The sequence below is a fragment of the Bradyrhizobium sp. SZCCHNR1093 genome (assembly GCF_032381175.1).
GTDB lineage: Bacteria > Pseudomonadota > Alphaproteobacteria > Rhizobiales > Xanthobacteraceae > Bradyrhizobium.
Window position 1 is genome coordinate 464,454 of sequence record NZ_JAUHJJ010000003.1, and the last position, 25,188, is coordinate 489,641.

Sequence of the window (25,188 nt, forward strand, 5' to 3'; positions counted from 1 at the left end):
TTCGGTTCGCCCCAGGCATAGCCGTCACTTGCCGGCCTCGCGCTGCTTCATGCGCGGATCGAGCGCGTCGCGCGCGGCGTCGCCGATCAGGTTGATCGAGAGGATGGCGATCGACAGCAACAGGCCGGGCCAGAAGATCAGCGATGGCTTGATCTGGAAGTAGGAGCGGCCCTCGGCCATGATGTTGCCCCAGGTCGGCGTCTCCGGGCTGATGCCGGCGCCGAGAAACGACAGGATCGCCTCGGTGAGAATGGCGGCGGCGCAGATGTAGGTGCCCTGGACGATCAGCGGCGCGATCGTGTTCGGCATCAGATGCCGCCACATGATCTTGGGCATCGACGTGCCCAATGAAATCGCAGCTTCGACATAGGGCTCCTCGCGTGCCGTCAGCACGACCGAGCGAACCAGGCGCGCGACGCGCGGGATCTCGACGATGGTGATCGCGATCATCACGGTGCCGACGCTGGCGCCCGACAGCGAGACGACGGCGATGGCGAGCAGGATGCTCGGGATCGCCATCAGGCCGTCCATCACGCGCATCAGGATGGCGTCCACCCAGCGGAAGAAGCCGGAGACGAGGCCGATCACGAGCCCGATCGCGATCGAGATGATCGCGGCGCCGACGCCGACCAGAAGCGAGATGCGGCCGCCATAGATCGTGCGCGACAACAGGTCGCGGCCATAGGCGTCGGTGCCGAGGAGGTGTTGCGCGCTCGACGGCTTGAGCCGCTGCGCCGGAGCGAGCAGCACGGGATCGTGCGGCGCCAGCAGCGGTGCCAGGATCGAGATCAGCACGATGAGCGACAGGCAGACGGTCGCCACGGCGATGATCGGGGTCGAGGTGAGAAAGCCGAACCGGGGACCCAGTCGCGTGGTGACCGGGATCGACGGCTCAGGGGTGGTAACGATCGCCATCGGATGAGGGCCTCAGTAGCGGATGCGTGGATCGAGCAGGGTGTAGGCGAGGTCGATCAGGAGATTGACCGCGAGATAGATGAACGAGGTGAGAAGGATCATGCCCTGGATGACCGGATAGTCGCGCGCCAGCACGGCGTCGACGGTGAGGCGGCCGATGCCGGGCAGGTTGAACACGCTCTCGGTGACCACGACGCCGGAGATCAACAGCGCGAAGCCGGAGCCGATCACGGTGATGACGGGCACGGCCGCATTTCGCAATGCGTGGCGCAACAGCACCGCGATCTCGCTGACGCCCTTGGCGCGCGCGGTGCGCACGAAGTCCTCGCCGAGCACGTCGAGCATCGCGGCGCGCGTCATGCGCGCGATCAGCGCGACGTAGATGAAGGACAAAGCGCAGGTCGGCAGGATGATGCGCTCGAAGAACGGGCCGAAGCCGGCGCTGAGACTCTTGAAGCCCTGGACAGGGACCCAGCGCAGGTTGATCGCGAACAACTGGATCAAGATGTAGCCGATGACGAATACCGGCACCGAGAAGCCGATCACCGAAAGCGCCATCACGAAACGGTCGATCCAGGTGCCGTGCTTCCAGGCCGCGATGACGCCGAGCGGGACGGCGACGAGGATCGACAGGATGATGGTCGAGATCGCGACCGAGATCGACGGCTCGATGCGCTGGCCGATCATCTGCAGCACCGGCACCTTCGAGATCAGCGATACGCCGAGATCGCCATGCAGCAGCTGATTGATCCAGGTGAAGAACTGGATGTAGAGCGGCTCGTTCAGTCCGAGCGTGGTGCGGATGCGCTCGAGCTGCTCAGGGGTCGCGTTGTCGCCGGCGAGAATCGCGGCGGGATCGCCCGGCGTCAGCCGCAGCAGGAGAAAGACGAACAGCGCCACCACGCCCATCACGGGGATGGATGCGAGGATGCGGCGAAGCAGATAACCGATCATCTCGAGAGAACCGCCTTCATGGTGCTGGGGCGACGCGCGCAACGTCGTGAGAGAGTGTGCATGTCACCGATATCCATCGCTTTCAAGGTCTCCGGTGTTCGCTCATCTGCTCGTGCACACGGGACGACACGGTGTTCGTGATCCGCGCGAACCGTCGCATTTGCGAACAAAGTCGCAGCACTTTGCGGCGAACCTTCGCGCGGAAACTTTGCAAGCCGCATGCCATCATGCGCGCGCCGTGGAGCCGTTGTCTACTCACCGTGCTGGTCCCGGAAAATGAAACCGTGCTGCTGCGCAGCAGGCGGTGCGTAGCCGGGAGAGCGAAGCGACCCCGGAGTCTCGCGCGTTGCGGCGATGACCCCGCATGACGCTGCGCTCATGCGGGCTACGAGATCTTGCCCGGAGGCAATCCTACGCCAGGGTCGCGAGCAGCCCCGCCATCAGGCGGCCACGCTCGGCGAGGCTGTCGATCTCGATGTGCTCGTTCAGGGTGTGCATGTCGGTGCCGCGCACCCCGAGGCCATCGAGGGTCGGAATGCCGAGCGCGCCGGTGAAGTTGCCGTCCGAGCCGCCGCCTGCCGAGCCGTGCGGCAACGCCATGCCGAGCTGCTCGGCGATGCCGCGCGCCTTCTCGTACAGCGCCATGGTTCCGGAATCCGGCTCCCACACCGGCCGCGTCACGCCGCGCGTCACCTTGAAGGTCACGTCGTCGGCGGTGCCGGACAGGGACAGCATGCGCTCCACGCCGCGATCGAGGTCGGCCTGCCGCTTCGCCATGCTGAGCGCTTCGCCGGTGGCGGTGGTGGCGACGCAGTTGATCCACTGGCCGCCATGAACGATGCCGACGGAGAAGGTGCAGTCCTCCGTTGTCATGCCGTCGATGGCGAGGATCTGTCGCGCCATTTCCCGGATGGCGGAACGACCCGCGCCGAGCCGCGCGCCGGCATGGCTCGGGCGCCCGATCGCCTCGAGATTGAAGCGGGCGATGGCGTAGCGGCCGGTCACCACGCCATTATCCTGACGGCCCGGCTCGGGCACCAGCACGTATTTGTTGCGCTGCGCCTCGGCTTCGATGATGTCGCGGGTCGAAGGCGTGCCGACCTCCTCGTCCGGCGTGAACAGGATGGTGATCGGCAGCGGCGTCGCAATGGAGGCCTTGATCAGCTGGCGGATCGCTTCCAGCGTGAGATAGTTGCCGCCCTTCATGTCGCAGATGCCGGGCCCATAGCATTTGTTGCCCTCGCGGCGCCAAGGCAGCTTGGCCAGCGTGCCGACGGGGTGAACGGTATCCATGTGGCCGGCGATCAGGATGCCGGGCTCACCCTGCCGCGGGTGCGGGAATCGGGCGCGCACGCAGCCGGCGAAACCCTGGCGCCCGGCGATGCGCTCGATCGTCGCACCCAGGATCGCCATGTCGCGCGCGGCGAGATCCAGCATGCGCTCCACCGCGGCGGCGTCCCAGGTCGGACTTTCGCACTCGACCCAGCCGCGCAAGCCCTGCAGCATGATTTCGGTATCAAAGGGAAGATGGGCTGGATTCATTGGTGCTCTCTCAAGGCATTGTCGCGATCTCATGACACGAGACGCAGGCGGGCGCGCTTTGTAAAGCGAAAGCTATGCAGACGTTAACGGCATTGTCAGCCACGGGCCGCATGCGCTGAATGCGGATTGACGCGAAAGGCGACCTCTGCAACTGTCGAAAGCTTGCGACTTACAGCATGTTAGTTCGCACAAGGATTGATCTGCACGCCCAACGAATGATCTGGATCTGATCAGTTTCAGGTCAAACCATCCACTCAGGAGACCTCGTAATGTTCCACAGCCCGCGCTGGAAACGTCTGACGCTCGCGACGAGCCTCGCCGTTTCCGTGCTTTCGCTCTCGACGGCGCTGAGCACCCAGGCCATCGCAGCCGGCAAGAAGACGATCACGGCGGTGATGCATTCGGATCTGCGCGTCATCGATCCCGGATTCACGACGGCCTACATCACCCGTGACCATGGCTACATGGTTTACGACACGCTGCTGGCGACCGATTCGAATTTCAAGGTCCAGCCGCAGATGGCGGACTGGAAGGTCTCCGACGACAAGCTGACCTACACCTTCACCCTGCGCGACGGCCTGAAATGGCATGACGGCACGCCGGTGACCGCCGAGGACTGCGTTGCTTCGCTGAAGCGCTGGGGCCGCAACGACGGCATGGGCCAGAAGCTGATGGACTTCACGGCGAGCCTGGAGGCGCCCGATGCCAAGACCATCGTGCTCAAGTTGAAGGAGCCCTATGGACTCGTCCTGGAGTCGATCGCCAAGCCGTCCTCGCTGGTGCCGTTCATGATGCCGAAGCGTCTCGCCGAGACGCCGCAGGGCCAGCAGATTTCCGAGCAGATCGGCTCGGGCCCGTTCAAATTCGTCAAGGCGGAATTCCAGCCGGGCGTGAAGGCGGTGTACGAGAAGAACACCGACTACGTGCCGCGCAAGGAGCCGGCGAGCTGGACGTCCGGCGGCAAGGTGGTGAAGGTCGACCGCGTCGAGTGGGTCACGATGCCGGACGCACAGACCGCGGTGAACGCGCTGCAATCGGGCGACATCGACTTCATGGAGAACCTTCCCTACGACATGCTGCCGGTGCTGGAGTCGAACTCCGAGCTCAAGATCGACGTGCTGAACAAGTTCGGCTACCAGACGCTCGGCCGCATGAACTTCCTCAACCCGCCGTTCGACAACGTGAAGGTGCGCCGCGCGGCCTTCCTCGCGCTGAACCAGAAGGACGTGCTCGACGCGCTCGTCGGCAACGACAAGTATCAGAAGATCTGCGGCGCCGTGTTCGTGTGCGGCACGCCGCTCGAGACCGATGTCGGCGCCGAGACGCTGATCAAGGGCAACGGCATGGCGGAAGCCAAGAAGGCACTTGCCGAGTCCGGCTATGACGGCACGCCGATCGCGATCATGGCGCCGGGCGACGTCACCACCTTGAAGGCGCAGCCCGTGGTGGCGGCGCAGCTGTTGCGCGAGGCCGGCTTCAAGGTCGACCTGCAGGCCACCGACTGGCAGACGGTGGTGACACGGCGCGCCAGCCAGAAGCCCGTGAAGGAGGGCGGCTGGAACATGTTCTTCACCAACTGGGTCGGCGCCGACGTCGCCAATCCCGTGGCGAACGTGTCGATCGGCGGCCGCGGCACCAAGGGCGGCTGGTTCGGCTGGGCCGAGGATGCCGAGATCGAGAAGCTGCGCGACGCCTATGCGCGGTCCGCCTCGCCGGAGGAGCAGAAGAAGATCGCCACCGAGATCCAGAAGCAGAACTACGAGAAGGTGATCTACATCCCGCTCGGCCAGTATTTGCTCCCGAGCGGCTGGCGGAAGTCGCTGACCGGAGTGCTCGACGGCCCGGCCACGCCGGTGTTCTGGAACGTCGACAAGAGCGAGTAAGGCCGCGCGCCGAACTCGTGACGCAACGAGAGACGCGGTGAAGCGGAGACTTCGCCGCGTCTCTCTCTTGTTCTTGCGCTCGCCTTGTGCATGAGCCGCGCGTCAGCAGTGCGGATCGCGGACCGCTTCCAGACCGTCGACCATCAAGGGCGGGCTGGTCTGATCCTGGGGTGGCGTCTTGCCGGTGCGGATAGGTGCGGTCGGACGTCGGCCATTATCCCGCGGTTCGGTGACTTCATTCGGCATCGTCAAGCTCCTTGCTGGTGCGCATAACGGACCAGGTGCAGCCGAGTTCCAGATGGCGGGACGCCATCGTCGCAGCCGCGCCATGTGCATCCGTGCGATGCGGTGACCCATGCGCCCATGGCGATTGACCTGCGATGGAACTGCTGCAAGTCTCCTTGCCGAGACTCTTTGCTCCGCGTTTGCAGACGCGACGCAAGACGCCTCGTCAGGCCTTGATCGGTATCAGGGCCCTCGGATGGAAGCCACGCCAAGAGAGATCGCATGTCACATACTTCGCGCCGGACCTCATCCGCGCTCGTTTCATGGTTCGTCGCCTCGGTCATGGCCGTGTCGATGGCGGGCGTAACGACCCAGGCCCTCGCCGCCGGCAAGAAGATGATCACGGCGGTGATGCATTCGGATCTGCGCGTCATCGATCCCGTGTTCACGCCGGCCTACATCACGCGCGACCATGGCTACATGGTGTACGACACCTTGCTCGGGACCGACGCCAAGTTTCAGGTCCAGCCGCAGATGGCGGAGTGGAAGGTCTCGGACGACAAGCTGACCTACACCTTCACCTTGCGCGATGGCCTGAAGTGGCACGACGGCGCGCCGGTCACCGCCGAGGATTGCGTCGCTTCGCTGAAGCGCTGGAGCCGCAACGACAGCATGGGCCAGAAGCTGATGGAGGCCACGGCCTCGCTGGAGGCCACCGATGCCAAGACCATCACCTTGAAGCTGAAGGAGCCTTACGGCCTGGTGCTGGAGTCGATCGGCAAGCCGTCCTCCTACGTGCCGTTCATGATGCCGAAGCGTCTCGCCGAGACGCCCGCGAACCAGCAGATTTCGGAGCAGATCGGCTCCGGACCGTTCAAGTTCGTCAAGGCGGAATTCCAGCCGGGCGTGAAGGCGGTCTATGAGAAGAACGCCGACTACGTGCCGCGCAAGGAGCTGCCGAGCTGGACGGCCGGCGGCAAGGTGGTGAAGGTCGACCGCGTCGAGTGGGTCTCGATGCCCGATGCGCAGACCGCGGTCAACGCGCTGCAGGCGGGCGACATCGACTTCATGGAATTCCCGCCGCTCGACCTCGAGCCGGTGCTCGCCGCTAATCCCGATCTTTCGATGAACGTGCTGAACAAGTTCGGCTACCAGACCCTGGGACGCATGAACTTCCTGTTTCCGCCGTTCGACAATGTGAAGATCCGCCGTGCGGCGTTCCTGGCGCTGAACCAGAAGGATGTGCTCGACGCGCTCGTCGGTAACGCCAAGTACTACACGATCTGCGGCGCCGTGTTCGGCTGCGGCACGCCGCTCGAATCCGACATCGGCTCGGAGACGCTGGTGAAGGGCAACGGCATGGAGCAGGCCAAGAAGCTGCTGGCCGAGGCCGGCTACGACGGTACGCCCGTCGTGATCCTCGCGCCGGGCGATGCGATCACCCTGAAGGCGCAGCCGGTGGTCGCCGCGCAGCTGTTGCGCGAGGCCGGCTTCAAGGTCGATCTGCAGACGACGGACTGGCAGACCGTGGTGACGCGGCGTGCCAGCCAGAAGCCGCCCAAGGAGGGCGGCTGGAACATGTTCTTCACCAACTCGGTGATCGCCGACTCCGGCAATCCGATCGGCAGCACCTTCGTCGGCGCACGCGGCCAGAAGAGCCCGTTCGGCTGGCCCGACGATCCCAAGATGGAGGAGCTGCGCGACGCCTTCGCCAAGGCCACGAAGCCGGAGGACCAGAAGCGGATCGCCGCCCAGATTCAGCAGGAGGTGTACGACCAGGTGATCTACGTGCCGCTCGGCCAATGGTTCATGCCGAGCGCCTGGCGCAAATCGATCACCGGCGTCCTGGAAGGGCAGGCCGTGCCGGTGTTCTGGAACGTCGACAAGAGCGAGTGACGAGATGTCGGCCGCGGCCCGTAGCCGCAGCCCGGATGAGCGATAGCGACATCCGGGTTCAAACGCGCTGTGGAGGAGACCCGGATGTCGCCGCGCTCATCCGGGCTACGCGACTGCCGACGGGGCCGGCTCTCTCGCCGTCATTCCGGGGCATCGCGCAGCGATGAGCCCGGAATCCATATCCACGCGCCGTCATGTGGCGAAGACAAGCGCCACGGCCATCTCGCACCACGCTCTGTCCTGTGGCTATGGATTCCGGGCCCGTGCTGCGCACGCCCCGGATGACGCGCGGATGGAGTGACGTGACGTCGGCAGCAGCCTCGTAGCTATGAGGCCCTGATCTCGTCCAGCGCCGCCAACACCTCGCTGGAAGCGACCTCGACCTTGCCGATCTCGTTGAGGGCTTCATCGATGCGCCCTGAGCTGAACAGGCGCGCGGCTTCCTTGCCGTGGCGATGCACCGCCTCGTGAGGGCGTTCGAGGTTGCGAAATGCCGGATCGCCGGCCAGACGCTGGCCGCCTTCGCCATAGTACCATTTGCCGAGCCGGCACGTGTGATGATCGGAGAGCTCGTCGGCGCGAAGTTGCAGCCGGCCGACCGACATGTCCACCAGCCGCTTCTTCCAGATCACGTGATCGGCCTTGGCCAATCTCACCACCTGGTTGTCGAGCGAGAGCTTGGCGATCTCGCCCAGCATCTTGCCGACCTTTGCGCCCGTCTTGCCCATGGTGTCCGCGAGCGACATCACCTCGTTGGCATTGGCGGTCGCGAGATCGGCGATGATGGTGATGCCCTGCGCGACCTCGTCGGTTGCGGCGGACTGCTCGGCGAGAATGCCGGAGATCTCGTCCATCTTGGTGCTGACCACCGCGGTCCGGGTGCCGGCCTGATCGATCGCCTGCGCCAGATCGTTCATCTCGGACATGCCGACCTCGACCGCCTTGGCGCCGCCGGCCATGGCCTCGACGATGCCGCTCATCTCGGCCTGCAGCCGCTCGATGCGACCCTTGATGTCCTCGGTCGCCTTGGTGGTCTGCTGCGACAGGTTCTTGACCTCGGCTGCGACCACCGCGAAGCCCCTGCCGAATTCGCCGGCGCGCGCCGCCTCGATGGTGGCATTGAGTGCCAGCAGGTTGGTCTGATTGGCGATTGCGTCGATGGTGCCGACGATGGATCCGATCTCGGCGGAGGCGGCGCTGAGATCGGCGATCTTCGCCGAGGTGTCGCGCACGGAGCTGGCGATGCCGTTCATCGTCTGCAACGTCCGTTGTACCGCGGTCACGCTGTTCTCGACGGCCCGGCGCGTCGCGGCGGCCTCGGCGGCGGCTTCGGTCGACGTCGACCGGATGGAGTGTACGGAGGCCTGCATCTCGACCGATGCGGAAGCGAGACTCTGGCAGCGTTCGGACTGATTGTTGGAGGCGCCGATCAGGCGCGCCGCGCTGATCGAGGCTTCGTTGCTGTTGATGCAGAGGTCGACGACCGAATCGAGATCCTGGGACGCGCGGGCCGCGAGCGCGGTGCCGAGACGATGGATGGCCTCGATCAGTTGCGGCTTGAGCTTGGCGCGCAGCGCGGCAGCATCGACGCCTCCGATATCGCGATTGAGCTTGCCGTCCGCCCAGTCGCCGAGGCACTGCGCCAGCGCGTCCTGGAAGGCGTCGTGTGCGGAGGTGTCGGACGCAAGCGGGGCGTCCGATGGTTCGTTCTTTCGGCGGAATCCCAGCATCGTGCCTCTCATTGATGGCGAGCCCGGCTGGCCTGAGCGAGGTCACACGCAGTGACCGGCCCGGACGCCGGCGGCCGTTGGTTCCACCCTCGTCGGTTGTGGTTAATGGCGGGTTTCTTCCTGCAACCGGTGGTGGCGAGATCTGCTGGATCAGGCTCTCGCGTTCCCCGACCTGCCGCCCTTGACCATTATGTAAGTCGCGGCTTACAGTAAGCTATGGCTTACGGAACGGCGCTGAACGTGTTGGCGGACCCGACGCGGCGGGAAGTGCTCGAGCGGCTGCGCGGCGGGCCGCGCCCGGTCCATGCGATTGCGGCCGGGATGCCGGTGTCGCGGCCGGCAGTATCGCAGCATCTGAAGGTGCTGAAGGATGCCGGGCTGGTCGAGGAGCGCAGCGAAGGCGTGCGGCGCATTTACTCGTTGCGCCGTGAGGGGCTGGCCGAGCTCCGCGACTGGCTCGACAGCTTCTGGGACGACGCACTGCTCGCCTTCAAGATCGAGGCGGAGCGCACGCATCGGCAGACGAAAGGGAGGATCGATGAGTGAGGGTGCCGTGATCGCGCCGGTTCGGAAGCTCGTCCATGTCCGGGCGCCGATCGACCATGCGTTCGACGTTTTCACGCGCGGCCTGACGCGCTGGTGGCCGCATACGCATGGGGTCGGCCGCAAGCCGATCGAGAAGGTGCTGCTGGAGCCGAAGCTCGGCGGTCGCTGGCTCGAGATCGCTGAGGACGGCACGGCGACCACGGTCGCGACCATCACGCTATGGGAGCCGCCGCATCGCTTCGTCATGCTGTGGCAGATCGATGCGCAGTGGAAGCCGGACGCGGCGATGCGCTCGGAGGTCGATGTGCAATTCGTCGTCGAAGGCGCGGACGTGACCCGCGTCGAGCTGTTGCACCACAAGTTCGAAACCATGGGCGGCGAGGCCGGCGCATCGATGCGCCGGGACGTCGAAGGCGGCTGGCCGGGGCTGCTGCAGCGTTTCGTGGCCGAGGCCGAGCGGCCGCCGACGTCATCCTGAGCAAATCATCATAAGAGTGGAGAGACCGTGATGTCCGAGTTCGTGGTCCATTCCGTGCCGGGAAGCCCGTTCGGGCGCAGCGTGCTGATCGCGCTGGAGGAGAAGGGCGCGCCGTATCGGCTCGCCGCGCTGGCGCCGGGGGACTCCAAGGGAGCGGCGCATCTGGCGCGTCATCCCTTCGGGCGCGTGCCGGTGCTCGAGCATGACGGCTTCGTGTTGTACGAGACCCAGGCGATCCTGCGCTATCTCGACCGCATGCTGCCCGAGCCGGCCCTGACGCCCGCGGACGTCAGGCAGGCCGCGCGTATGGACCAGGTGATGAACATCAGCGACTGGTACCTGTTCCAGGGCGTCTGCAACGTCATCATCTTCCAGCGCATCGTCGGCCCGCAATTCTTCGGCACGACCACCGACGAAGCCGCGATCGCACGCGCGATGCCGCAGGCGAGAGCCGTCATCGCCGAGTTGTCGCGGCTGCTCGGCGAGCAGCCGTTCATGGTCGGCGACCATCTGTCACTGGCGGATCTGCAGGCCGCGCCGCAGGCGAGCTTTCTGTCGTTGACGCCGGAATGGGCGGAGCTGACCGCCGGCCACCCCAACCTCGTCGCCTGGATCGACCGGCTGGAGACGCGGCCGAGCTTCAGATCCACCACCATGGCGGAGCTGACGGCGCGAGCGCAGGCGGCGTAGCCTCCGCAGGTCGTTTAGGTGCGACGAGCCGAGCGGGCCTGCCGCCGCGGAACAAGCCGCCGGTCGCGCCGTCATCGGCGAGCAGGGCTTGCCCCACGCCGGAGCCGTAGATCAGATCACTGCAGATCAGATACTGATGGAGCGACGTTGCGTTCACGTCGAATCAGGCGGGCGTCAGCTTGTATCGCGCCGCTGATCCGAGTCCGCTGTCCTGTTCGGGACAAAGCCGGGCCGTATCGGCCTCCTGAACGAGGCTGCAGGACTGCTCTTTCTCTTTCGCCAGGTCGGCTCTCTCATCCTCATCGTCGCGGAGTTCTCACCTTGATTGTCGCCGCGCTCGCGCGGTGATGTGGCCGGGGGAGAGGTTCCGGGGGCAGCCTGTTGAAGAGTTCGTTCCCCCTTGGTTTCGTGGCGCCAATAAGGAGGGCCTTGATCGACAGCTCAGCGACGAATCGGAGTTTCCGTAAGGGGTCTTCATGGAGCATCCCGAATCCTTCCCGATATGGGATGCGCAATATGTCTCGCCGTTTGGCGATGCGCTGCAGAAGCGCATTGGACTGGTGCGGCTTGCTCTCTACAATCCGCGCGTAAAGTGTGAAGAAGAGTTGGACAAGTACGCAGCGAGGACAGTCGGATATCCAGATTTGACGAAGAGCAAGCTGAGCGCCACGGCCGGTATCGATGGCGAGATTCGATCTTGCGAACGTACGCGGACCCCGAAAAGACATTGCAGATATTTGTTGGCTCGGCGGACAAGGCAAACTGCAAAGTTTACTGAAAGAGGTCAAAGTCATTCCAAAGGAGTGACGTCGAGTGCAATGGGTTTGAGACGCAATAGGAGCACGCCAGAATGGGTTTTCGGTGAGGTGAAGGCGACCCCGCACCCGGTTCATCTATTGGCGCGATCGCTACGACGCTGGCCATCGAGGGCTATTAACGACACTCTGCGTCGCGATGGTAAGCTGGCGCGTGAGAAATGGCGCTACGGCCTCGATGCTGGGATCGCCTGTCCGAGTATCGAATAGAGAATTTGTTGGTCGATGGCGGACGTAGGTCCGGCGCTGGATCCAGGTGTCGGTCGACCCATACTTAGTATCAGAGTATTTGTATCCTTGCGCGTGCCTGAGAGGAAATTTCCCGAGGTGGGTGCCGTCACCCGCACCAATTTCCAGGTCGGTGTGACGCTTCCCGTCAGCGTTATATAGAAATTGACTGTTTCACTTATGGTTGACACCGGATCGAAGACCGCCGGGCCTTCTCTCTTCTTTTCCTCCTGTATCTTCTTCGTCTCAACCAAACAGGTGAGCATGGCGTCTCTCATCGTATTCGTGGCGACGACGACCTTGTCGCGGGCCTCAATCAATTTCTTGAGATCAGCCGCGGATTGCTCCGCGGCTTCCTTCAATCTTTCCTCGTCCGCTTTAGATGGAGGCGCTGCGCTCGGATGATCAGAAGTGAGTTCGGCCGCCTTGTCGATATTGATAACGAACGTCGAAACGTTGGCTGATTGTGCAATGGCCTCAAACTGCGCTTCAGCGACCGGCTTTAGGCACGATCCGTCGAGCGCTCCCTGCGCAATACTGTAACGAGGCTTCACCACATTGTTTATGATGGCCTGTGTCTTCGTCTCGATGCGGGTGGCTTCGGCCGAGTTCGCAAGAATCTGTTTGATCCGTTCCGCGCTTTCATTCTTCGGCGACGGTGCCTCCGTCAGCTCCTTGGTGGTCTTATCCGCCAGTTCAGGAATGTTGAATTTCTGAATGAGCTGAGTTGAAAATTGCCTCATCTTTTCGGACTGGGCCGCAATGGTTCGTATGGAATCCTCAGGTATGGCCTTCGGATCGACCTTTCGCCGTTCGGCAACGATTGTCGGGAGGTCCAGTTTGGGAATGGCAGGCGGCGGCGATGCGCCCGGTCCAAAATTGTTGCCCGGTCTCAAAACGCCGGTCTCGACCGGCTTGAGAGCCGCGTCAATGAGGCGGTCTAAACCCAGATCGCTCTCGAGCAGCAATCCAGGATCGGGACGACAGAAGTCGTAGAGCCCGGTCTTCAGACGTCCGCTGTCGTTCTCCGCATCGAGATCCCTGAACGACATAAGAAACTCTACGTCCTCCTGCCTGATCGCTTGCGTCGTCAAACCACCTCCCGCGCCGATCGTGAAGGTTTGGGCGACATTGTTCACGGTGCGGAGTGGCTGCGTGTACGAGGCTCCCGGATTGATCTGGAAGCTATCGTCAATGGCGACCGTCAGTCGAATCTTGGCAGCCCACGAGCGCAAAAAGAGGAAGGGCTGCCGCCGTTCGGGTAGCTTTTCTTCCGGGAAGAGTGAGTACGCCTTATCCAGAACAGCCCTGTTAAGGTCGCACTTAATCCGTTTGACGACAGCATTGACGTCCACGGCAGCGATCCCATCCCGGCGCGGGACCTGCACGCAGCTACTGGCGGCGCATGCAAAAACAATCAATCCCGAGGCAGTAGCAAGCAAAATTGTGCGCAAGGTGAGGCCCCCCGGTCCCACGTCCCGAACGAATGGAAAACCACTCGATGCATTTGGCTAGTACAATTCGTCCCGCAAAGGTTGTAACCTGCTGCGCGTAGACGAGGAAGTCAATCCGGCCGCGCGTATGGACTAGCGACTAGTACCTGTTCCAGGGCGTCTGCAACGTCATCATCTTCCAGCGCATCGTCGGCCCGCAATTTTTCGGCACGACCACCAACGAAGCCGCGATCGCACGCGCGATGCAGCAGGCGAGAGCCGTCATCGCGGAGTTGTCGCGGCTGCTCGGCGAGCAGCCGTTCATGGTCGGCGACCATCTGTCACTGGCGGATCTGCAGGCCGCGCCGCAGGCGAGCGTCCCGTCGTTGACGCCGGAATGGACGGAGCTGACCGCCGGCCATTCCAATCTCGTCGCCTGGATCGACCGGCTGGAGGGGCGGCCGAGCTTCAAGTCCACCACCATGGCGGAGCTGATGGCACGAGCGCAGGCGGCGTAGGCGCCAGCCGCGTCGATCATTGCTTGGGCGTGAGATCCGCGTCCAAACGACTGATCGCGCCGTGAAGGCCGCCGGGGCGGACGAATGCGCGACTTTCAGCCACGTCATTAATCCAAGTTATATCGCTGCGGACCGGTTCCATCTTAGCTGTCAGGCATGCCGGAGGCTTCGGCATCCGCTCACTCGGAGCGGCCGCCGCTGCGTGCCGACGGCCGCGCGACGAAGCCGGCCCTGCGGACAGATTGGACACAAGCACCCCCCTTGATGCTGCGATCAGACCCCGATCTAGCCGCCCGCTGCGTCTCCTGCACTCACCTCAATTCCGGATTCTGTGCCGCGCTGTTCAATGCCTGCGGCGAGCAGTCGGCGCTGCCGCGGCTCCATCAGCAGTTCTTCACCGTCCGGGCGGGCCAGCAGATCAAATGCCAGAGCGAGGCGCGCGACGAAGTGCTCGTGCTCTGCACCGGCTGGGCATTCCGTTACATCCAGTTGTCGGATGGCGGCCGCCAGATCCTGCGCTTCCTGCTGCCGGGCGACATCTTCTCGCCGGCGGCGATCTTCGCCAAAGGCATGAGCTTCTCGGCCAAGGCATTGACCCAGGTCCAGGTCAGCCGGCTCGATGGCGAGGAGGTCCGCAAGCAGTGTCGCGCCGACGAGCTGGTCATGATGGAGGTGTTCCGCTCGCTCGGCGACAACGGCCGGGCCTCCTACGAGCTCATCACCGTTCTCGGCCAGCGTCCGGCCGAGCGTCGGATCGCACATCTGCTGCTCAGCCTGATGCGGCGCGTCGCGGCGCACAGCGTTATGCAGAATCACCGCTATCCGTTTCCCTTGAAGCAGCAGCACATCGCCGACGCCGTCGGCCTGACATCGGTCCATGTCAGCCGCGTGCTGGCGCTGTTTCGCGATCGCAAGATCCTGACGATCTCGGAGGGCACGCTGGAGGTCACCGATCTCGCCGAGCTCGAGCGGCTGGCGGCGTTGAACTGAGCCGGGCAGGGCGGTCAAGGAAGGCGCGCATAGCGCTGGTGCGGACGGTGGGACTCGAACCCACACGACGTTGCCATCGAGGGATTTTAAGTCCCTTGCGTCTACCGATTCCGCCACGTCCGCGCTTTGATTTCAGAGACCTGGCGCACCATCCGGCGAGGCCGGACGAGGTTGCACTTTGGTTCTGAAGCTCATCCTCTGCTTAAGCCAGCGAGAGCGCCTTGGTAAAGCCTCAATCCGGCCGTCACCAGCTGCTTTGAGATGCCTTCGCGTTGAAGCGCTTTGCCAAGTCTGGGATCACGTGGTGCAAGACATGGACGAAGCGGCCGTTGTAAGGCACGGACCCATCACGAGAAAACGATTCGGATCCGCATGCCTTGCGGACCGGTCGCTGGGCGAGGTGAGCGTGACGAATCCGAAGACCATCGCAGAGGCGAACACTGCCGCCGTTCGCGGCCGATCGGCCCACAATTGCGTCGACGTCTCGAGGCCGCCGCATGATCGAGGCTGCATGACCACCGATCGCCTTCGTTCCCGTCGCCTCGCGCTGGCCGCGGGACTGTTCGTGTTGGGTGGGCTGCTCTCAGGCTGCGCAGGCATGAGCGACAGCGTGTCGACGGCCTTCGCGGATCCCGCCAAATACGATCTCTACGACTGCAAGCAGCTCGAAGCCGAGCGCAAGGCGCTCGCGGCGCGCGCGGCCGAGCTGCAGGGCCTGATGGCCAAGGCGGAGACCGGAGCCGGCGGCGCCATCGTCGCCGAGGTCGCGTATCGCAACGATTATGTCGCCATCAGGGGCCAGTCGCAATTCGCCGAAGAGGCCTGGCGCCGCAACAAATGCGTGGAAACGCCGCCGGCGCCGGTGGCCGCGAAGGGTGGCAAGCCGGTCAAGCCGGCGCGCAATGCGCGGCCGATGGCCTCGAGCAATTCCGGCGCACCATCGATCTTGCCGCGCGACGGCTCGGTCTACTGACCGCAGCCGCAGCGGCAATCTATAGCCGCCAGTCGTAGATCCAGCTCTGCCGCGCCGACAGGCGCTGCGGGCCGAGCGCCTTGATGCTGAGGTCGCGGGCCAGCGCCAGCGGCCCGGTCATGTGATAGAGGCGGCCCTGATTGCGCGCGGTGCGCTGCACCTGGCCGACGCGCGGACGGCGCAGCTTGGCGTAGCGTTTGAGCGCAGCCGGGATCGCGCCGGGACCGTCCGGGCGTGCCTCGCTCAGGCTCTTGGCGAGCACCACCGCATCCTCGATCGCCATTCCCGCGCCTTGCGCCGCAAAGGGCAGCATGGCATGCGCGGCATCGCCCAGCAGCGCGACGCTGCCGTCGGTCCATTCGATGCCTTCGGGGACGCCGAACAGCGCCCATTTGCGCCAGCCGTCGACCGCGTTGAGCAGCAGGCGCGCCGTCGCAGGCCAGCGCGGTGGGGCGAACGCCGCCTTCAGCTCGCTCGGATCACCCTCCGTGCTCCAGCCCGGCCGGTTCCAGGTCCCCGGCACCACCGCGACCACGTTGACCTGCCGGCCGGCAGAAATTGGATAGGCGACGAGATGGGCCTCGGGACCCATCCACAGCTGCACCCGTGCTGCGGTCAATTCGCGTGGCAATTGCCGGGCGTCGAGCGTGCCGCGCCAGGCGATCAGGCCGGAAAACGCGGCGCGGACTTGCGGAAACAGATGGTGCCGGACCGCCGACCACACGCCGTCGGCGCCGATCAGCGCCAGCGCCACGTCCTGGCGGCGCTCATTGCCGCGGCGATGCACGACGGTCAGGCCCTTGGCGTGGGCGGCGACGTCCTCGAACTGGCAGCCGAGCCGCAGCTCGACGTCCGGATGCGCCATCACCTCCGCGGCCAGCGCCGCCTGCAGGTCGGCGCGGTGGATGACCCAATAAGGCGCGCCAGCCGCCTGGCTCGCGGCCTCGCCGAGCGGCAGGCGAGCGATCTCGCCGCCGGCCCGCGCGCTCATGATGCTGACGGCGTCGGGCACCACGGCGCGCGCGGTCAGCCGCGGCCCCAGGCCGAGATCGAGCAGGATGCGGCTGGCATTGGGCGACAGCTGCAGGCCGGCGCCGACTTCCTCGAGCCGTTCAGCCTTCTCCAGCACGACGACGCGGAAGCCCTTGGTGGCGAGCGCGAGCGCAGCCGTCAGGCCGCCAATCCCGGCTCCAGCCACATAGACGGTACGCGATGCCACGACACGCCGATCAGGCAACGTCCTTCAGCACGCATTCCGGCGGCCGCGCTTCGCCCGCGGCGAGGTCCGGCGCATAGCGGTACAGCGTCGAGCAGTACGGGCAGATGATTTCCTTGTCGTTGCCGAGATCGAGGAACACGTGCGGATGATCGAACGGCGGATTGGCGCCCACGCACATGAACTCATGCGAGCCGATCTCGATGACGGGGACACCGGCATCATTGTGGAAATGCGGGACGATGTTATCGGCCATCGGTATCACCTCGCGTGGCAACGGGAGCGTATGCGGTCAGCACGACGGAGCAGGACGGGACTGAGGTCGCAGGGCCGCACGCGTCGAAAACGGCGCGACCATACTGAGCCTTAAGGCCAATTCCTAGTGTTGGGAACCCGCGTTTGGTGCAACGCACGCCGTTATGTTGTGGCCTGTGGATTCGACACAAACTCAGGCCCGCCGAGAAGCCCTTCTTTCGTCGGGGCCGTTGTGTCAGGCACGGGACATCCTATGTCTTTCGGCATCGTCCCCGCGAAAACGTGAAGGCGGCGTGATCTCGAAGCGAATCAAGCTGGGAATCAGTCTGGCGCTGGCCGGGCTTGCCGTCAGCGCCGCGGTCGGCGCTGCGATATGGCCGCACGCCTATGGGGCCGGAGCCATCATCGTGGCGCAGGATGATCCGGCGAGGCTGTCGGAGCTTCAGATCGCGTCCGTTCTGCAGAACGATCCGGCGCGGATTGCTCGCAACATCGAGGATGCGCTCGCGGCTGGCGATCCCGATCTGGCCGAGAGTTTCGTCGCGCTCGCACAGGATCATCGCGTTGCGCTCGACGAGGCGCTGATCCAGCGGGTGAGCGATGCCGTGGCCGCCGAGAAGGCGCCGGGGAGTGTCGCCAAGCGCTTCGCCAGCGGGCTCGTCACCGGCCAGGCCGATGACGTCGCGAGCCTGTCCGGCACCGTGGCGGGCGACCTCTTCGTGTTCGGCGACATCCGCGACGCGGTGCGCGAGGGCAAGCATCTGGTGATGGGCGAGGAGACCGACCGGCTGGTGCTGGGTCTCGCGACTGCGGGCCTTGCCGTCACGGCCGCGACCTATGCCTCGGTCGGGACTGCCGCGCCGGTGCGGGCCGGGCTGACGCTAGTCAAGGATGCGCGGAAAGTCGGCCGGCTCGGCGAGGGGCTCGCCGCCTGGGCCGGGCGCTCGGCGCGCGAGGTGGTCGATGCGCCGCTGTTGCAGCAGGCGGTGGCCTCGGGCTCGGTGCTGCGGCCGGGCCAGACCGCGACCGCGATCCGGGCTGCGTTCCGCGCCGAGAAGGCCGGCGCGCTGGTGCGGCTCGCCAAGGATGTCGGCCGCATCACCGAAACGGCCGGCACACGTGGCGCGCTCGATTCGCTCAAGCTTGCCGAAGGGCCGAAGGACATTGCCCGTGCGGCCCGCCTGGCCGAGGCCAAGGGCGGGCAGACCCGCGCGATCCTGAAGCTGCTCGGTCGCGGCGCGCTGCTGCTGACCGCGGGCGCATTCAATCTCGCGCTGTGGCTGTTCGGCGCGTTGATGACGCTGCTCAGCTTCGTCGCCTCGCTCAAGGCGATGGCCGAGCGGGCCACCCAGGCCTGGCTCGACCGGAGCAAGCGGCGCCGCCTGCGCCAGATGCAGGCCGCTGCGGTCCGTCCCGAACTGGTCGCGGCCGCGCCCTGCGGCTAGACTGCGGCTCAAGATCAATCCTTGCACATTCCGGGATCCGCGACCGATGCCGAGCTTTCACAACGGCGCTGTTGAAATTGCCTTCATCGACGAGGGGGAGGGCGATCCGATCGTGCTCGTCCACGGCTTCGCCTCGACCAAGACCGTCAACTGGGTCTATCCGTCCTGGATCTCCGAATTGCGCAAGGACGGCCGCCGCGTGATCGCGCTCGACAATCGCGGCCATGGCGATTCGGCCAAGCTGTATGATCCCGCGCTGTATTCGATCGCGGAGATGGCGAGCGACGTCACGGCGCTGATGGATCATCTCGGCCTCGCCAGCGCCGACGTCATGGGCTACTCGCTCGGCGGCCGCATCGCCGCGCATATTGCCTTGAGCACGCCACAACGCCTGCGCTCGGCGATCTTCGGCGGCATCGGCATGGCGATGATCGAGGGCGGCGGCCCCGGCGAGAACGTCGCCTCGGCACTCGAGGCGCCGTCGATCGACGACGTGACCGATCCCGTCGGCCGCACCTTCCGCGCCTTCGCCGACCAGACCCGCTCGGACCGCCTGGCGCTGGCCGCCTGCATGCGCGGCTCGCGCGGCCTGATCTCGCGGGAGGAGGCGGGCCGCATCGCGGTGCCGGTGCTGGTCGCGGTCGGCACGACGGACGAAGTGTCGGGCTCGGGGCCCGCGCTCGGTGCGCTCATCCCGGGCGCAGAGGTGCTCGACATTCCCAACCGCGATCACATGCGTGCGGTCGGCGACAAGGTCTACAAGGCCGGCGTGGTGGATTTCCTGGCGCGGCGCTGAACGCGAAGCCCGGGCGAGCGGAGCGCCCCCGGGTTCTCAGGAGCAGCGCGTGTGAACCCGCATGTCGCTTTCGCCGAAGCCTCGCGGCTTCGGCTGTCGCTCATGCGGGCTGCGGGGCCCTCATGCCGTCGGCACGTCCGCACGCTCGCCGCCGAACCAGCGCGCGGCTGCGATCAGCGCCGTGAAGGTGGCGATCCACACCAGCCGCGCGCCATAGCGGTCGTGCGGGCCGGAGATCACGCCGCAGATCACGGCGTTGCCGAGCAGCGCGAGCGTCACGGTGCTGGCGAGCAGGGCGACGTCGTCGCGCCGCCGCCGCCAGATCGCGTGAGCGGCAATCGCTGCTGCCGCGAGCATCGAGCCCAGCGCGACCGGCACGTGCAGCCAGTTCACGACGGCGAAATTGATCTCCCAATGCTGCTGGTGCGCCGCACGCATCTCCCGGACCTGCGAGGGGATGTAGCGCTCGATGATGCCATAGGTGTGCGGCACCCAGCCGCTGGTGCCTTCACCGGTCGCCACATGTATCAACTGCTCGGCCGTGGCGACCGCGGCGGCCTTGGCCTGCCACAGCGGGTAGGCCGCGAGCGACTGCTTCACGATGAAGCCCATCTCGTCGTTCATGCCCTCGAAGCGGCCGAGCTTGTTGAACATGCTGTTGCCCCACAGGAAGTCGTCGGCGGTGGGCGGCAGCTCGTTGCGATAGGGGCAGAGCTTCAGCTTCTCGCGGGCGCAATGATCCTTCAGATATTGCGCCACGATACCGTCCTGGAGCATGCGGCCGAAGGCGACGCCGGTGCCGCCCGGCGTCCACGCCAGCTGGCCGGACAGGGCAAAGTTGGCCGCGAGCAGCATCGCCGCCCCCGCGACGATGGTCATGCTGGCCTGGACGAGGCCCGAGAGCGCGATCTGCCGGCGCAGCCGGGGATAGGCGATCCAGCCGACGCAGCACAGGCCGAACAGGACGCCGAGCGTGGCGCTGTGGGTGGCGGAGGCGAAGGCCACGAAGCCGAACAGCGCGCATTTCTCCAGCACGGAGGTCCGGCGTGCCTGCGTGACCATGATGTACAACGCCAGCACCGACAGGCCGGCGAAGATGTCGGTCAGCAGCATGCTGGCGAGCCAGGGCAGGGCGGTGGTCAGGACCAACAGCAGGCAAATCCAGAGCAGGCGCAGCGGCTGGGCCAGTCCCAACACGCGCAAGGTGAGCTGCAGGATCCAGAGCGTTGCCAGCGCCTGCAGACCAAGATTGAGCCAGAAGCTCGAGCCCTCGCCCCAATGCAGATAGAGCCCGAACACGGTCGAGCGGCTCGGCACCAGATAGCCTTCGTACCAGCGCGCGAGGTAGCCCCCGGTGTCCCACTGCAGCAGCGGGTAGCCGTTCCACAGCGCCGGCGCGACCAGGAAGAGCGGGATGACGATGACGGGGAGCCAGGCCGATCCGGCCTCGGTCGTGCGTTCGTCCAGGATCTGAGTGTTACTGATACCCGTGTCCCCCCGATCAGGAGCACCATGGCCGCAATATGGTCAGGGCGATATTCACTAGTAGACGCAGAGCGATGGATGGTAAAGCCGATCCCGGGATTGAACGGGGGAATGGTCGGCCTTCTGTGCCCGGGTGGTTCCTTTTGCCGCAGCCACGGTGTCCGCCGCTTCTTCCGCCACGATCGTCTTGATTTCGGGTTCCGGCTGCCCACCTTGAGCCGACACGGTGCCGAACGGCATGGCGGCGCAACCGGGACGTCACCGGCGGGGCGTAACGGAAATGTCTCAATCCCGTGTTCTCTGGGAGGCGGGCTGGCTGGGATGGATCGCCGGCCTCGCGCAGCCCGCGGAGGACATCGTTCCCAGCGCCGTGCTATAAGGCCCGCCCACTGAAACTGCGAGAAGCAGCCATGGCTATGCACCAGACCAATCCGCAGCAGGGCAGCAAGCTGGCGACGCTTGATCCGATCTGGGATCGGATCCGCCACGAGGCAGAAGAGATCGTGCGCCGCGAGCCTGAACTCGCGACCTTCATCTATTCAACCGTTCTGCACCATGGCCGGCTCGAGGATTCGGTCGTGCACCGGGTTGCCGATCGTCTCGATCATTCCGCGCTGTCGGGCGACCTGATCCGCCAGACCTTCGACGATGCGCTGCGCGACGAGCCGGACCTCGGCCATGCGTTTCGCGCCGATCTCGTCGCCGTCTACGATCGCGATCCCGCCACCTCGCGCTTCATCGATCCGTTGCTCTACTTCAAGGGCTTTCACGCGCTGCAGACGCACCGGCTGGCGCATTGGTTGTATCGCAAGAGTCGCAAGGATTTCGCGTTCTATCTGCAGAGCCGCTCCTCGGCCGTGTTCCAGACCGACATCAATCCGGCGGCGCGCATCGGCCGCGGCATCTTCCTCGATCACGCCACAGGCTTCGTCTGCGGCGAGACGGCCATCATCGAGGACAACGTCTCGATTTTGCATGGCGTGACGCTCGGCGGCACCGGCAAGGAGAATGAGGATCGGCATCCCAAGATTCGTCACGGCGTGCTGATCGGCGCCGGCGCCAAGGTTCTCGGCAACATCGAAGTCGGTCATTGCGCGCGCATCGCTGCCGGCTCCGTCGTCGTGAAGCCGGTACCGAACAACGTCACCGTCGCAGGCGTGCCGGCGAAGATCGTCGGCGAGGCCGGTTGTGCGGAGCCGTCGCGCACCATGGATCAGATGATCAACGCGATCGGGATCTGAGCCGCGAGCGCGTCGGCGACAGCGAAGTCAAGACCTTCTCATCCAGGGAAATTCGTGCCAACACATCGGCGTCTGTGGATTTGACGATCCGCCGTTTGTCTTGGCGGAGTGAATGTGAGATCCACGGCGTCCCTTTCAGGTCGTTCGACATCGCCAGCTCGTCTTGCCTCGATCGGTGGGCCGGAATGTCGAAATCACAATGTCGAAATCACAAGGACACGGACGTTCGCGCTGCAACGTCCTCATCATCCGCAAACCTCGCTGTCGATTGGAGATCACCGTGGACGTTCAGGAAGTCAGGAAGCTCGACGCGTATCTGAAGCGCGTGTTTGGCAATCCCAAGATCCGTGTAGTGCCGCGGCCGAAGAAGGAGGACTCCGCCGAAGTCTATATCGGCGAGGAGTTCATCGGCGTGCTGTTCGTCGACGACGAGGACGACGATCGCTCGTTCCAGTTCCAGATGGCGATCCTGGAAGACGATCTGGTGGAGTAAGTCCTAGAGCGCGTAGCCCGCATGAGCGCAAGCGACATGCGGGTTCACACGCGCTGGGCGAAAGACCCCGGATATCGCTGCGCTCATCCGGGCTACGACTGACTACTGACTACTTCGTCGCATGCATCTGCGCCGTCAGCCGCTCCATCGCGGCGGCGACGTCCTGCCACTGTGACAGCCAGCTGCGCGGAAACCGGAAGATCAGATCCGCGCCCTCGACGCGGCGTTCGCTGAGGCACATGCCGGGCGTGGCGGCGTCACGCGTGCAGCGGGCGACCAGCAAAGGCTGCTCGGCCGTGAACAGATCCTCCACGTCGTACGGTGTGCCCGCGCGGAAGCTTCGCATGCTCAGCCCGTCCTGCACCGACACGGCAACTGGATTGAGGTAGCGCGGATAGATTGTCTTCAGTCGCGTCTCGGGCGACATCGCGTCGTGATGCGCCGATATCGAGACGAAGATGCGATCGATCGGGTGCGGCGCCTGATCGATCTGGTCGGCGCTGACGTGATGCGGCGCCTCGGGCGGCGTGAGCGAGGGATATTCGAAGCCGAGATCGACGCGCTCCTGCGGGCCGGTGTGGCGCTGGACCTTCACCCGGATGGCGGCCGCCGGCACGTTGAACACGGTGCTGCCGATGCTGACCGGCAGGCGCTCGGGCCCCTTGAAGGTGCTGGCGCGCCAGGTCGGCCAGAGCAGGTAGGCAACGAGGGCGATCGCCGCCGCCGCCAGCACGCAGCCCAGGATGATCGGCACGGCATGGCCATGTCCGTTCGAAGGGCGGGCACTGCGGACCGAAAACATCGTCATGGCGGGCAGGGGATCTCAAGGCCGAATCAGCGGCGACTATGCCACGGCGATGCGGCATTCTGCAGAAACTTACCTGCAGGGAGCCGCGCACCGGCTGCGGCCGCCGTTAACCGTTCCTTAAGGATAATGTGGCGGGCGCGAGCACTTTTTGCCAAACCAGCATCGGGCTGTTCTGCAAGTGTGTGAGTGCGTACGATGTCGGCAGAGGCGTTCAATTCCCTGTTCTCGCTCCTCATCGGTTTCGCCTTGGCCGGTGCCCTGGCGAGCGGCTATCAGGCCTATGCCGAACGTCCGCCGGGCTTCGAGCTGCTGCAGGAGGGCGTCACGCCCCGGCGCTTCGCCGCGGTGCCGTTCCTGGTGTTCGCCGCGCCCTTCATCATCATGCGCAACACGCTACGCGGCGCGCGCATCGAGCGCCGCCGCTTCGAGTTCGTGATGCTGGCGACCGTCATCGCCGGCTTCTGGAGCATGATGTCCGGCACCTTCGTGGTGATGACGCTGCGCGCCGCGGGCGTGCTGACCTAGTTCCCGTGCCGGGCGCCGCCGCCGCGGTTGCTTGAAATCGCTCTGGCGGCTGTGCCAAGGTCACCTGCGAACGGGAGACCTCGATGGCCATCTACGAACTCGACGGGCAGGCGCCCGAGCTGCCGGCGGACGGCAACTACTACATCGCCGACAATGCCACCGTGATCGGCCGGGTGAAGCTCGCCAAGGAGGTCACCGTCTGGTTCGGCGCGGTGATCCGCGGCGACAATGACTCGATCGAGATCGGCGAAGGCTCCAACATCCAGGACAACGCCACCTGCCACGTCGATCCCGGCTTTCCGCTGCGCGTCGGCCGCAACGTCACGGTCGGCCACAATGTCATCCTGCACGGCTGCACGGTCGAGGACGACGCCCTGATCGGCATGGGCTCGATCATCATGAATGGCGCGCACATCCGCCGCGGCAGCGTCGTCGGCGCCGGCGCCATCATCACCGAGGGCAAGGATTTTCCGGAATACTCGCTGATCATCGGCGCGCCCGCGCGTGTCGTGCGCACGCTGGAGCCGGCGCAGGTCGAGCGCATGGGTATCGCGGCCAAGGCCTATGTCGCCAAGGGACCGCGCTATACCAAGGGCCTGAAGAAGATCGGCTGACCTCGCCGCCGATCGAACTGTCGGGCTATCGGAGATCCCTCACGTCCCTTCGGACTCGCCAGCTTCGGCTGCGCTGGCGACACGCTCGTGGCCGCTCGCCCACAGCGCATGCTGCTCGCTGCCGTCGTGATAGGGATTGGCCTCGGCCGGAATGTTCTCGCGCGCGGCGCGCTCGCCCTGCTCGAAAGGATCGGGGTCGGTGCTCATGCTGATGCCCTGCTTCTCTGCTTCGGTTTGCGCTTCGACTGGTTTCTGGACTTGTCGTCGGTCTCGCTTTTCCGTTTGCGCGCAGGCTTGCCTGTGCCATCGCCATCCTCCGCAGCGCTCTTGCGCAGCGCGTCCTTCAGATCCGCCGGTACGCCGTGCTTTTCCAACAGGTCCATGAACGCCTCGTCGGCGAGATCCTGCAGACTCAGCATCTGATCGCGGCCCAGCTGCTTGAGCTTGCCGAACGTGTCCTCGTCGAAGGCGATCAGCTTGCGCACGGCTCCTCG

General features: G+C 65.2%; 27 protein-coding genes and 1 tRNA gene. 14 read left to right on the forward strand and 14 right to left on the reverse strand.

The annotated features are described in order from the left end of the window. Positions 1-24: 24 nt before the first annotated feature. From QX070_RS13150 to QX070_RS13160, 3 genes are all read right to left on the reverse strand, one after another. Positions 25-915 (reverse strand): ABC transporter permease, encoded by an 891-nt coding sequence (locus QX070_RS13150; protein WP_315714711.1) that lies wholly within the window; start codon positions 913-915, stop codon positions 25-27. Between the two features lie 12 nt (positions 916-927). Then, complete coding sequence (locus tag QX070_RS13155) at positions 928-1,869, reverse strand: ABC transporter permease (RefSeq protein WP_315737469.1); 942 nt, start codon at positions 1,867-1,869, stop codon at positions 928-930. Positions 1,870-2,280: 411 nt separating this feature from the next. Continuing rightward, complete coding sequence (locus QX070_RS13160) at positions 2,281-3,411, reverse strand: M20/M25/M40 family metallo-hydrolase (RefSeq protein ID WP_315737470.1); 1,131 nt, start codon at positions 3,409-3,411, stop codon at positions 2,281-2,283. Between the two features lie 269 nt (positions 3,412-3,680). Between QX070_RS13160 and QX070_RS13165 the strand changes: the two genes are divergently transcribed. Beyond that, a complete protein-coding gene (locus QX070_RS13165; protein WP_315737471.1) occupies positions 3,681-5,294 on the forward strand; it encodes an ABC transporter substrate-binding protein in 1,614 nt (537 codons plus the stop codon). Between the two features lie 102 nt (positions 5,295-5,396). Here QX070_RS13165 and QX070_RS13170 read toward each other — a convergent pair whose 3' ends face one another. Next, on the reverse strand, positions 5,397-5,540 hold the full coding sequence (locus QX070_RS13170) for a hypothetical protein (protein WP_315737472.1): 144 nt from the start codon (positions 5,538-5,540) through the stop codon (positions 5,397-5,399). Positions 5,541-5,801: 261 nt separating this feature from the next. Between QX070_RS13170 and QX070_RS13175 the strand changes: the two genes are divergently transcribed. Beyond that, positions 5,802-7,415, forward strand: coding sequence for an ABC transporter substrate-binding protein (locus tag QX070_RS13175; RefSeq protein WP_315737473.1), 1,614 nt, complete (start codon positions 5,802-5,804; stop codon positions 7,413-7,415). Positions 7,416-7,741: 326 nt separating this feature from the next. On the opposite strand, the gene QX070_RS13180 is transcribed toward QX070_RS13175, so the two are convergent. Next, the gene (locus QX070_RS13180) at positions 7,742-9,145 is read right to left on the reverse strand and encodes a methyl-accepting chemotaxis protein (protein ID WP_315737474.1); all 1,404 of its coding nucleotides are present in this window, start codon (positions 9,143-9,145) and stop codon (positions 7,742-7,744) included. A gap of 216 nt (positions 9,146-9,361) precedes the next feature. On the opposite strand from QX070_RS13180, the gene QX070_RS13185 reads away from it, so the two are divergent. Genes QX070_RS13185 through QX070_RS13195 form a run of 3 tightly spaced genes read left to right on the forward strand, consistent with a single transcriptional unit; the run spans position 9,362 to position 10,859 of the window. Beyond that, the gene (locus QX070_RS13185; RefSeq protein WP_315737475.1) at positions 9,362-9,691 is read left to right on the forward strand and encodes a metalloregulator ArsR/SmtB family transcription factor; all 330 of its coding nucleotides are present in this window, start codon (positions 9,362-9,364) and stop codon (positions 9,689-9,691) included. Then, on the forward strand, positions 9,684-10,169 hold the full coding sequence (locus tag QX070_RS13190) for an SRPBCC family protein (RefSeq protein ID WP_315737476.1): 486 nt from the start codon (positions 9,684-9,686) through the stop codon (positions 10,167-10,169). The genes QX070_RS13185 and QX070_RS13190 overlap by 8 nt, the downstream gene beginning before the upstream one ends. 30 nt (positions 10,170-10,199) lie before the next feature. Further along, positions 10,200-10,859: a glutathione S-transferase family protein gene (locus QX070_RS13195; protein WP_315737477.1), complete on the forward strand. Its 660-nt coding sequence runs from the start codon at positions 10,200-10,202 to the stop codon at positions 10,857-10,859. Between the two features lie 982 nt (positions 10,860-11,841). Here the strand turns inward: QX070_RS13195 and QX070_RS13200 are convergent. Further along, the gene (locus QX070_RS13200) at positions 11,842-13,257 is read right to left on the reverse strand and encodes a hypothetical protein (RefSeq protein WP_315737478.1); all 1,416 of its coding nucleotides are present in this window, start codon (positions 13,255-13,257) and stop codon (positions 11,842-11,844) included. Positions 13,258-13,541: 284 nt separating this feature from the next. Between QX070_RS13200 and QX070_RS13205 the strand changes: the two genes are divergently transcribed. After that, the gene (locus QX070_RS13205; protein ID WP_315737723.1) at positions 13,542-13,853 is read left to right on the forward strand and encodes a glutathione S-transferase family protein; all 312 of its coding nucleotides are present in this window, start codon (positions 13,542-13,544) and stop codon (positions 13,851-13,853) included. 264 nt (positions 13,854-14,117) lie between these two features. Continuing rightward, a complete protein-coding gene (locus tag QX070_RS13210; RefSeq protein WP_315737479.1) occupies positions 14,118-14,843 on the forward strand; it encodes a Crp/Fnr family transcriptional regulator in 726 nt (241 codons plus the stop codon). A gap of 36 nt (positions 14,844-14,879) precedes the next feature. Here the strand turns inward: QX070_RS13210 and QX070_RS13215 are convergent. After that, a tRNA-Leu gene (locus tag QX070_RS13215) sits at positions 14,880-14,966 on the reverse strand. 388 nt (positions 14,967-15,354) lie between these two features. On the opposite strand from QX070_RS13215, the gene QX070_RS13220 reads away from it, so the two are divergent. Further along, a complete protein-coding gene (locus QX070_RS13220) occupies positions 15,355-15,816 on the forward strand; it encodes a hypothetical protein (RefSeq protein ID WP_315737480.1) in 462 nt (153 codons plus the stop codon). Between the two features lie 19 nt (positions 15,817-15,835). Here QX070_RS13220 and QX070_RS13225 read toward each other — a convergent pair whose 3' ends face one another. Together QX070_RS13225 and QX070_RS13230 are read right to left on the reverse strand one after the other, a co-directional pair. Further along, positions 15,836-17,035: an FAD-dependent monooxygenase gene (locus QX070_RS13225; protein ID WP_315737481.1), complete on the reverse strand. Its 1,200-nt coding sequence runs from the start codon at positions 17,033-17,035 to the stop codon at positions 15,836-15,838. 10 nt (positions 17,036-17,045) lie between these two features. Next, positions 17,046-17,288: a zinc-finger domain-containing protein gene (locus QX070_RS13230; protein WP_006611181.1), complete on the reverse strand. Its 243-nt coding sequence runs from the start codon at positions 17,286-17,288 to the stop codon at positions 17,046-17,048. A 292-nt stretch (positions 17,289-17,580) separates the two neighbouring features. Here QX070_RS13230 and QX070_RS13235 point away from each other — a divergent pair, with 292 nt between their 5' ends. Together QX070_RS13235 and QX070_RS13240 are read left to right on the forward strand one after the other, a co-directional pair. Next, positions 17,581-18,732: a hypothetical protein gene (locus QX070_RS13235; protein ID WP_409998839.1), complete on the forward strand. Its 1,152-nt coding sequence runs from the start codon at positions 17,581-17,583 to the stop codon at positions 18,730-18,732. Positions 18,733-18,778: 46 nt separating this feature from the next. Beyond that, complete coding sequence (locus QX070_RS13240) at positions 18,779-19,528, forward strand: alpha/beta hydrolase (RefSeq protein WP_315737482.1); 750 nt, start codon at positions 18,779-18,781, stop codon at positions 19,526-19,528. A 120-nt stretch (positions 19,529-19,648) separates the two neighbouring features. Here the strand turns inward: QX070_RS13240 and QX070_RS13245 are convergent, their stop codons facing one another. Further along, positions 19,649-20,845, reverse strand: a complete 1,197-nt coding sequence (locus tag QX070_RS13245; protein ID WP_315737483.1) for a hypothetical protein — start codon at positions 20,843-20,845, stop codon at positions 19,649-19,651. Positions 20,846-21,070: 225 nt separating this feature from the next. Then, complete coding sequence (locus QX070_RS13250; RefSeq protein ID WP_315737484.1) at positions 21,071-21,253, reverse strand: hypothetical protein; 183 nt, start codon at positions 21,251-21,253, stop codon at positions 21,071-21,073. 170 nt (positions 21,254-21,423) lie between these two features. Between QX070_RS13250 and cysE the strand changes: the two genes are divergently transcribed. Both cysE and QX070_RS13260 read left to right on the forward strand, forming a co-directional pair. Beyond that, positions 21,424-22,254, forward strand: coding sequence for a serine O-acetyltransferase (gene cysE / locus QX070_RS13255; protein WP_315737485.1), 831 nt, complete (start codon positions 21,424-21,426; stop codon positions 22,252-22,254). Between the two features lie 280 nt (positions 22,255-22,534). Beyond that, entirely contained in the window at positions 22,535-22,747 is a 213-nt protein-coding gene (locus tag QX070_RS13260) for a DUF3126 family protein (RefSeq protein ID WP_006611186.1), read from the forward strand. A 109-nt stretch (positions 22,748-22,856) separates the two neighbouring features. On the opposite strand, the gene QX070_RS13265 is transcribed toward QX070_RS13260, so the two are convergent. Then, the gene (locus QX070_RS13265) at positions 22,857-23,555 is read right to left on the reverse strand and encodes a hypothetical protein (RefSeq protein ID WP_315737486.1); all 699 of its coding nucleotides are present in this window, start codon (positions 23,553-23,555) and stop codon (positions 22,857-22,859) included. Between the two features lie 195 nt (positions 23,556-23,750). Between QX070_RS13265 and QX070_RS13270 the strand changes: the two genes are divergently transcribed. Continuing rightward, entirely contained in the window at positions 23,751-24,080 is a 330-nt protein-coding gene (locus QX070_RS13270) for a DUF6949 family protein (RefSeq protein ID WP_172115419.1), read from the forward strand. Between the two features lie 83 nt (positions 24,081-24,163). Further along, positions 24,164-24,694, forward strand: coding sequence for a gamma carbonic anhydrase family protein (locus tag QX070_RS13275; RefSeq protein ID WP_315737487.1), 531 nt, complete (start codon positions 24,164-24,166; stop codon positions 24,692-24,694). 39 nt (positions 24,695-24,733) lie between these two features. Here the strand turns inward: QX070_RS13275 and QX070_RS13280 are convergent, their stop codons facing one another. Together QX070_RS13280 and QX070_RS13285 are read right to left on the reverse strand one after the other, a co-directional pair. After that, the gene (locus tag QX070_RS13280) at positions 24,734-24,901 is read right to left on the reverse strand and encodes a hypothetical protein (RefSeq protein WP_315737488.1); all 168 of its coding nucleotides are present in this window, start codon (positions 24,899-24,901) and stop codon (positions 24,734-24,736) included. Continuing rightward, positions 24,898-25,179, reverse strand: a complete 282-nt coding sequence (locus QX070_RS13285; protein ID WP_316162965.1) for a hypothetical protein — start codon at positions 25,177-25,179, stop codon at positions 24,898-24,900. The genes QX070_RS13280 and QX070_RS13285 overlap by 4 nt, the downstream gene beginning before the upstream one ends. Positions 25,180-25,188: the final 9 nt, after the last annotated feature.

What these genes read in the sequence shown, in the direction of transcription:
- QX070_RS13270 (WP_172115419.1), top strand. Translation starts at nt 23,751, where the DNA reads ATGTCGGCAGAGGCGTTCAATTCCCTGTTCTCGCTCCTCATCGGTTTC.
- QX070_RS13195 (WP_315737477.1), top strand. Translation starts at nt 10,200, where the DNA reads ATGTCCGAGTTCGTGGTCCATTCCGTGCCGGGAAGCCCGTTCGGGCGC.
- QX070_RS13170 (WP_315737472.1), bottom strand. Translation starts at nt 5,540, where the DNA reads ATGCCGAATGAAGTCACCGAACCGCGGGATAATGGCCGACGTCCGACC.
- QX070_RS13210 (WP_315737479.1), top strand. Translation starts at nt 14,118, where the DNA reads ATGCTGCGATCAGACCCCGATCTAGCCGCCCGCTGCGTCTCCTGCACT.
- QX070_RS13275 (WP_315737487.1), top strand. Translation starts at nt 24,164, where the DNA reads ATGGCCATCTACGAACTCGACGGGCAGGCGCCCGAGCTGCCGGCGGAC.
- QX070_RS13280 (WP_315737488.1), bottom strand. Translation starts at nt 24,901, where the DNA reads ATGAGCACCGACCCCGATCCTTTCGAGCAGGGCGAGCGCGCCGCGCGC.
- QX070_RS13155 (WP_315737469.1), bottom strand. Translation starts at nt 1,869, where the DNA reads ATGATCGGTTATCTGCTTCGCCGCATCCTCGCATCCATCCCCGTGATG.
- QX070_RS13185 (WP_315737475.1), top strand. Translation starts at nt 9,362, where the DNA reads ATGGCTTACGGAACGGCGCTGAACGTGTTGGCGGACCCGACGCGGCGG.
- QX070_RS13250 (WP_315737484.1), bottom strand. Translation starts at nt 21,253, where the DNA reads ATGCCGTTCGGCACCGTGTCGGCTCAAGGTGGGCAGCCGGAACCCGAA.
- QX070_RS13220 (WP_315737480.1), top strand. Translation starts at nt 15,355, where the DNA reads ATGACCACCGATCGCCTTCGTTCCCGTCGCCTCGCGCTGGCCGCGGGA.
- QX070_RS13175 (WP_315737473.1), top strand. Translation starts at nt 5,802, where the DNA reads ATGTCACATACTTCGCGCCGGACCTCATCCGCGCTCGTTTCATGGTTC.
- QX070_RS13150 (WP_315714711.1), bottom strand. Translation starts at nt 915, where the DNA reads ATGGCGATCGTTACCACCCCTGAGCCGTCGATCCCGGTCACCACGCGA.
- QX070_RS13160 (WP_315737470.1), bottom strand. Translation starts at nt 3,411, where the DNA reads ATGAATCCAGCCCATCTTCCCTTTGATACCGAAATCATGCTGCAGGGC.
- QX070_RS13190 (WP_315737476.1), top strand. Translation starts at nt 9,684, where the DNA reads ATGAGTGAGGGTGCCGTGATCGCGCCGGTTCGGAAGCTCGTCCATGTC.
- QX070_RS13165 (WP_315737471.1), top strand. Translation starts at nt 3,681, where the DNA reads ATGTTCCACAGCCCGCGCTGGAAACGTCTGACGCTCGCGACGAGCCTC.
- QX070_RS13230 (WP_006611181.1), bottom strand. Translation starts at nt 17,288, where the DNA reads ATGGCCGATAACATCGTCCCGCATTTCCACAATGATGCCGGTGTCCCC.
- QX070_RS13240 (WP_315737482.1), top strand. Translation starts at nt 18,779, where the DNA reads ATGCCGAGCTTTCACAACGGCGCTGTTGAAATTGCCTTCATCGACGAG.
- QX070_RS13265 (WP_315737486.1), bottom strand. Translation starts at nt 23,555, where the DNA reads ATGACGATGTTTTCGGTCCGCAGTGCCCGCCCTTCGAACGGACATGGC.
- cysE (WP_315737485.1), top strand. Translation starts at nt 21,424, where the DNA reads ATGGCTATGCACCAGACCAATCCGCAGCAGGGCAGCAAGCTGGCGACG.
- QX070_RS13180 (WP_315737474.1), bottom strand. Translation starts at nt 9,145, where the DNA reads ATGCTGGGATTCCGCCGAAAGAACGAACCATCGGACGCCCCGCTTGCG.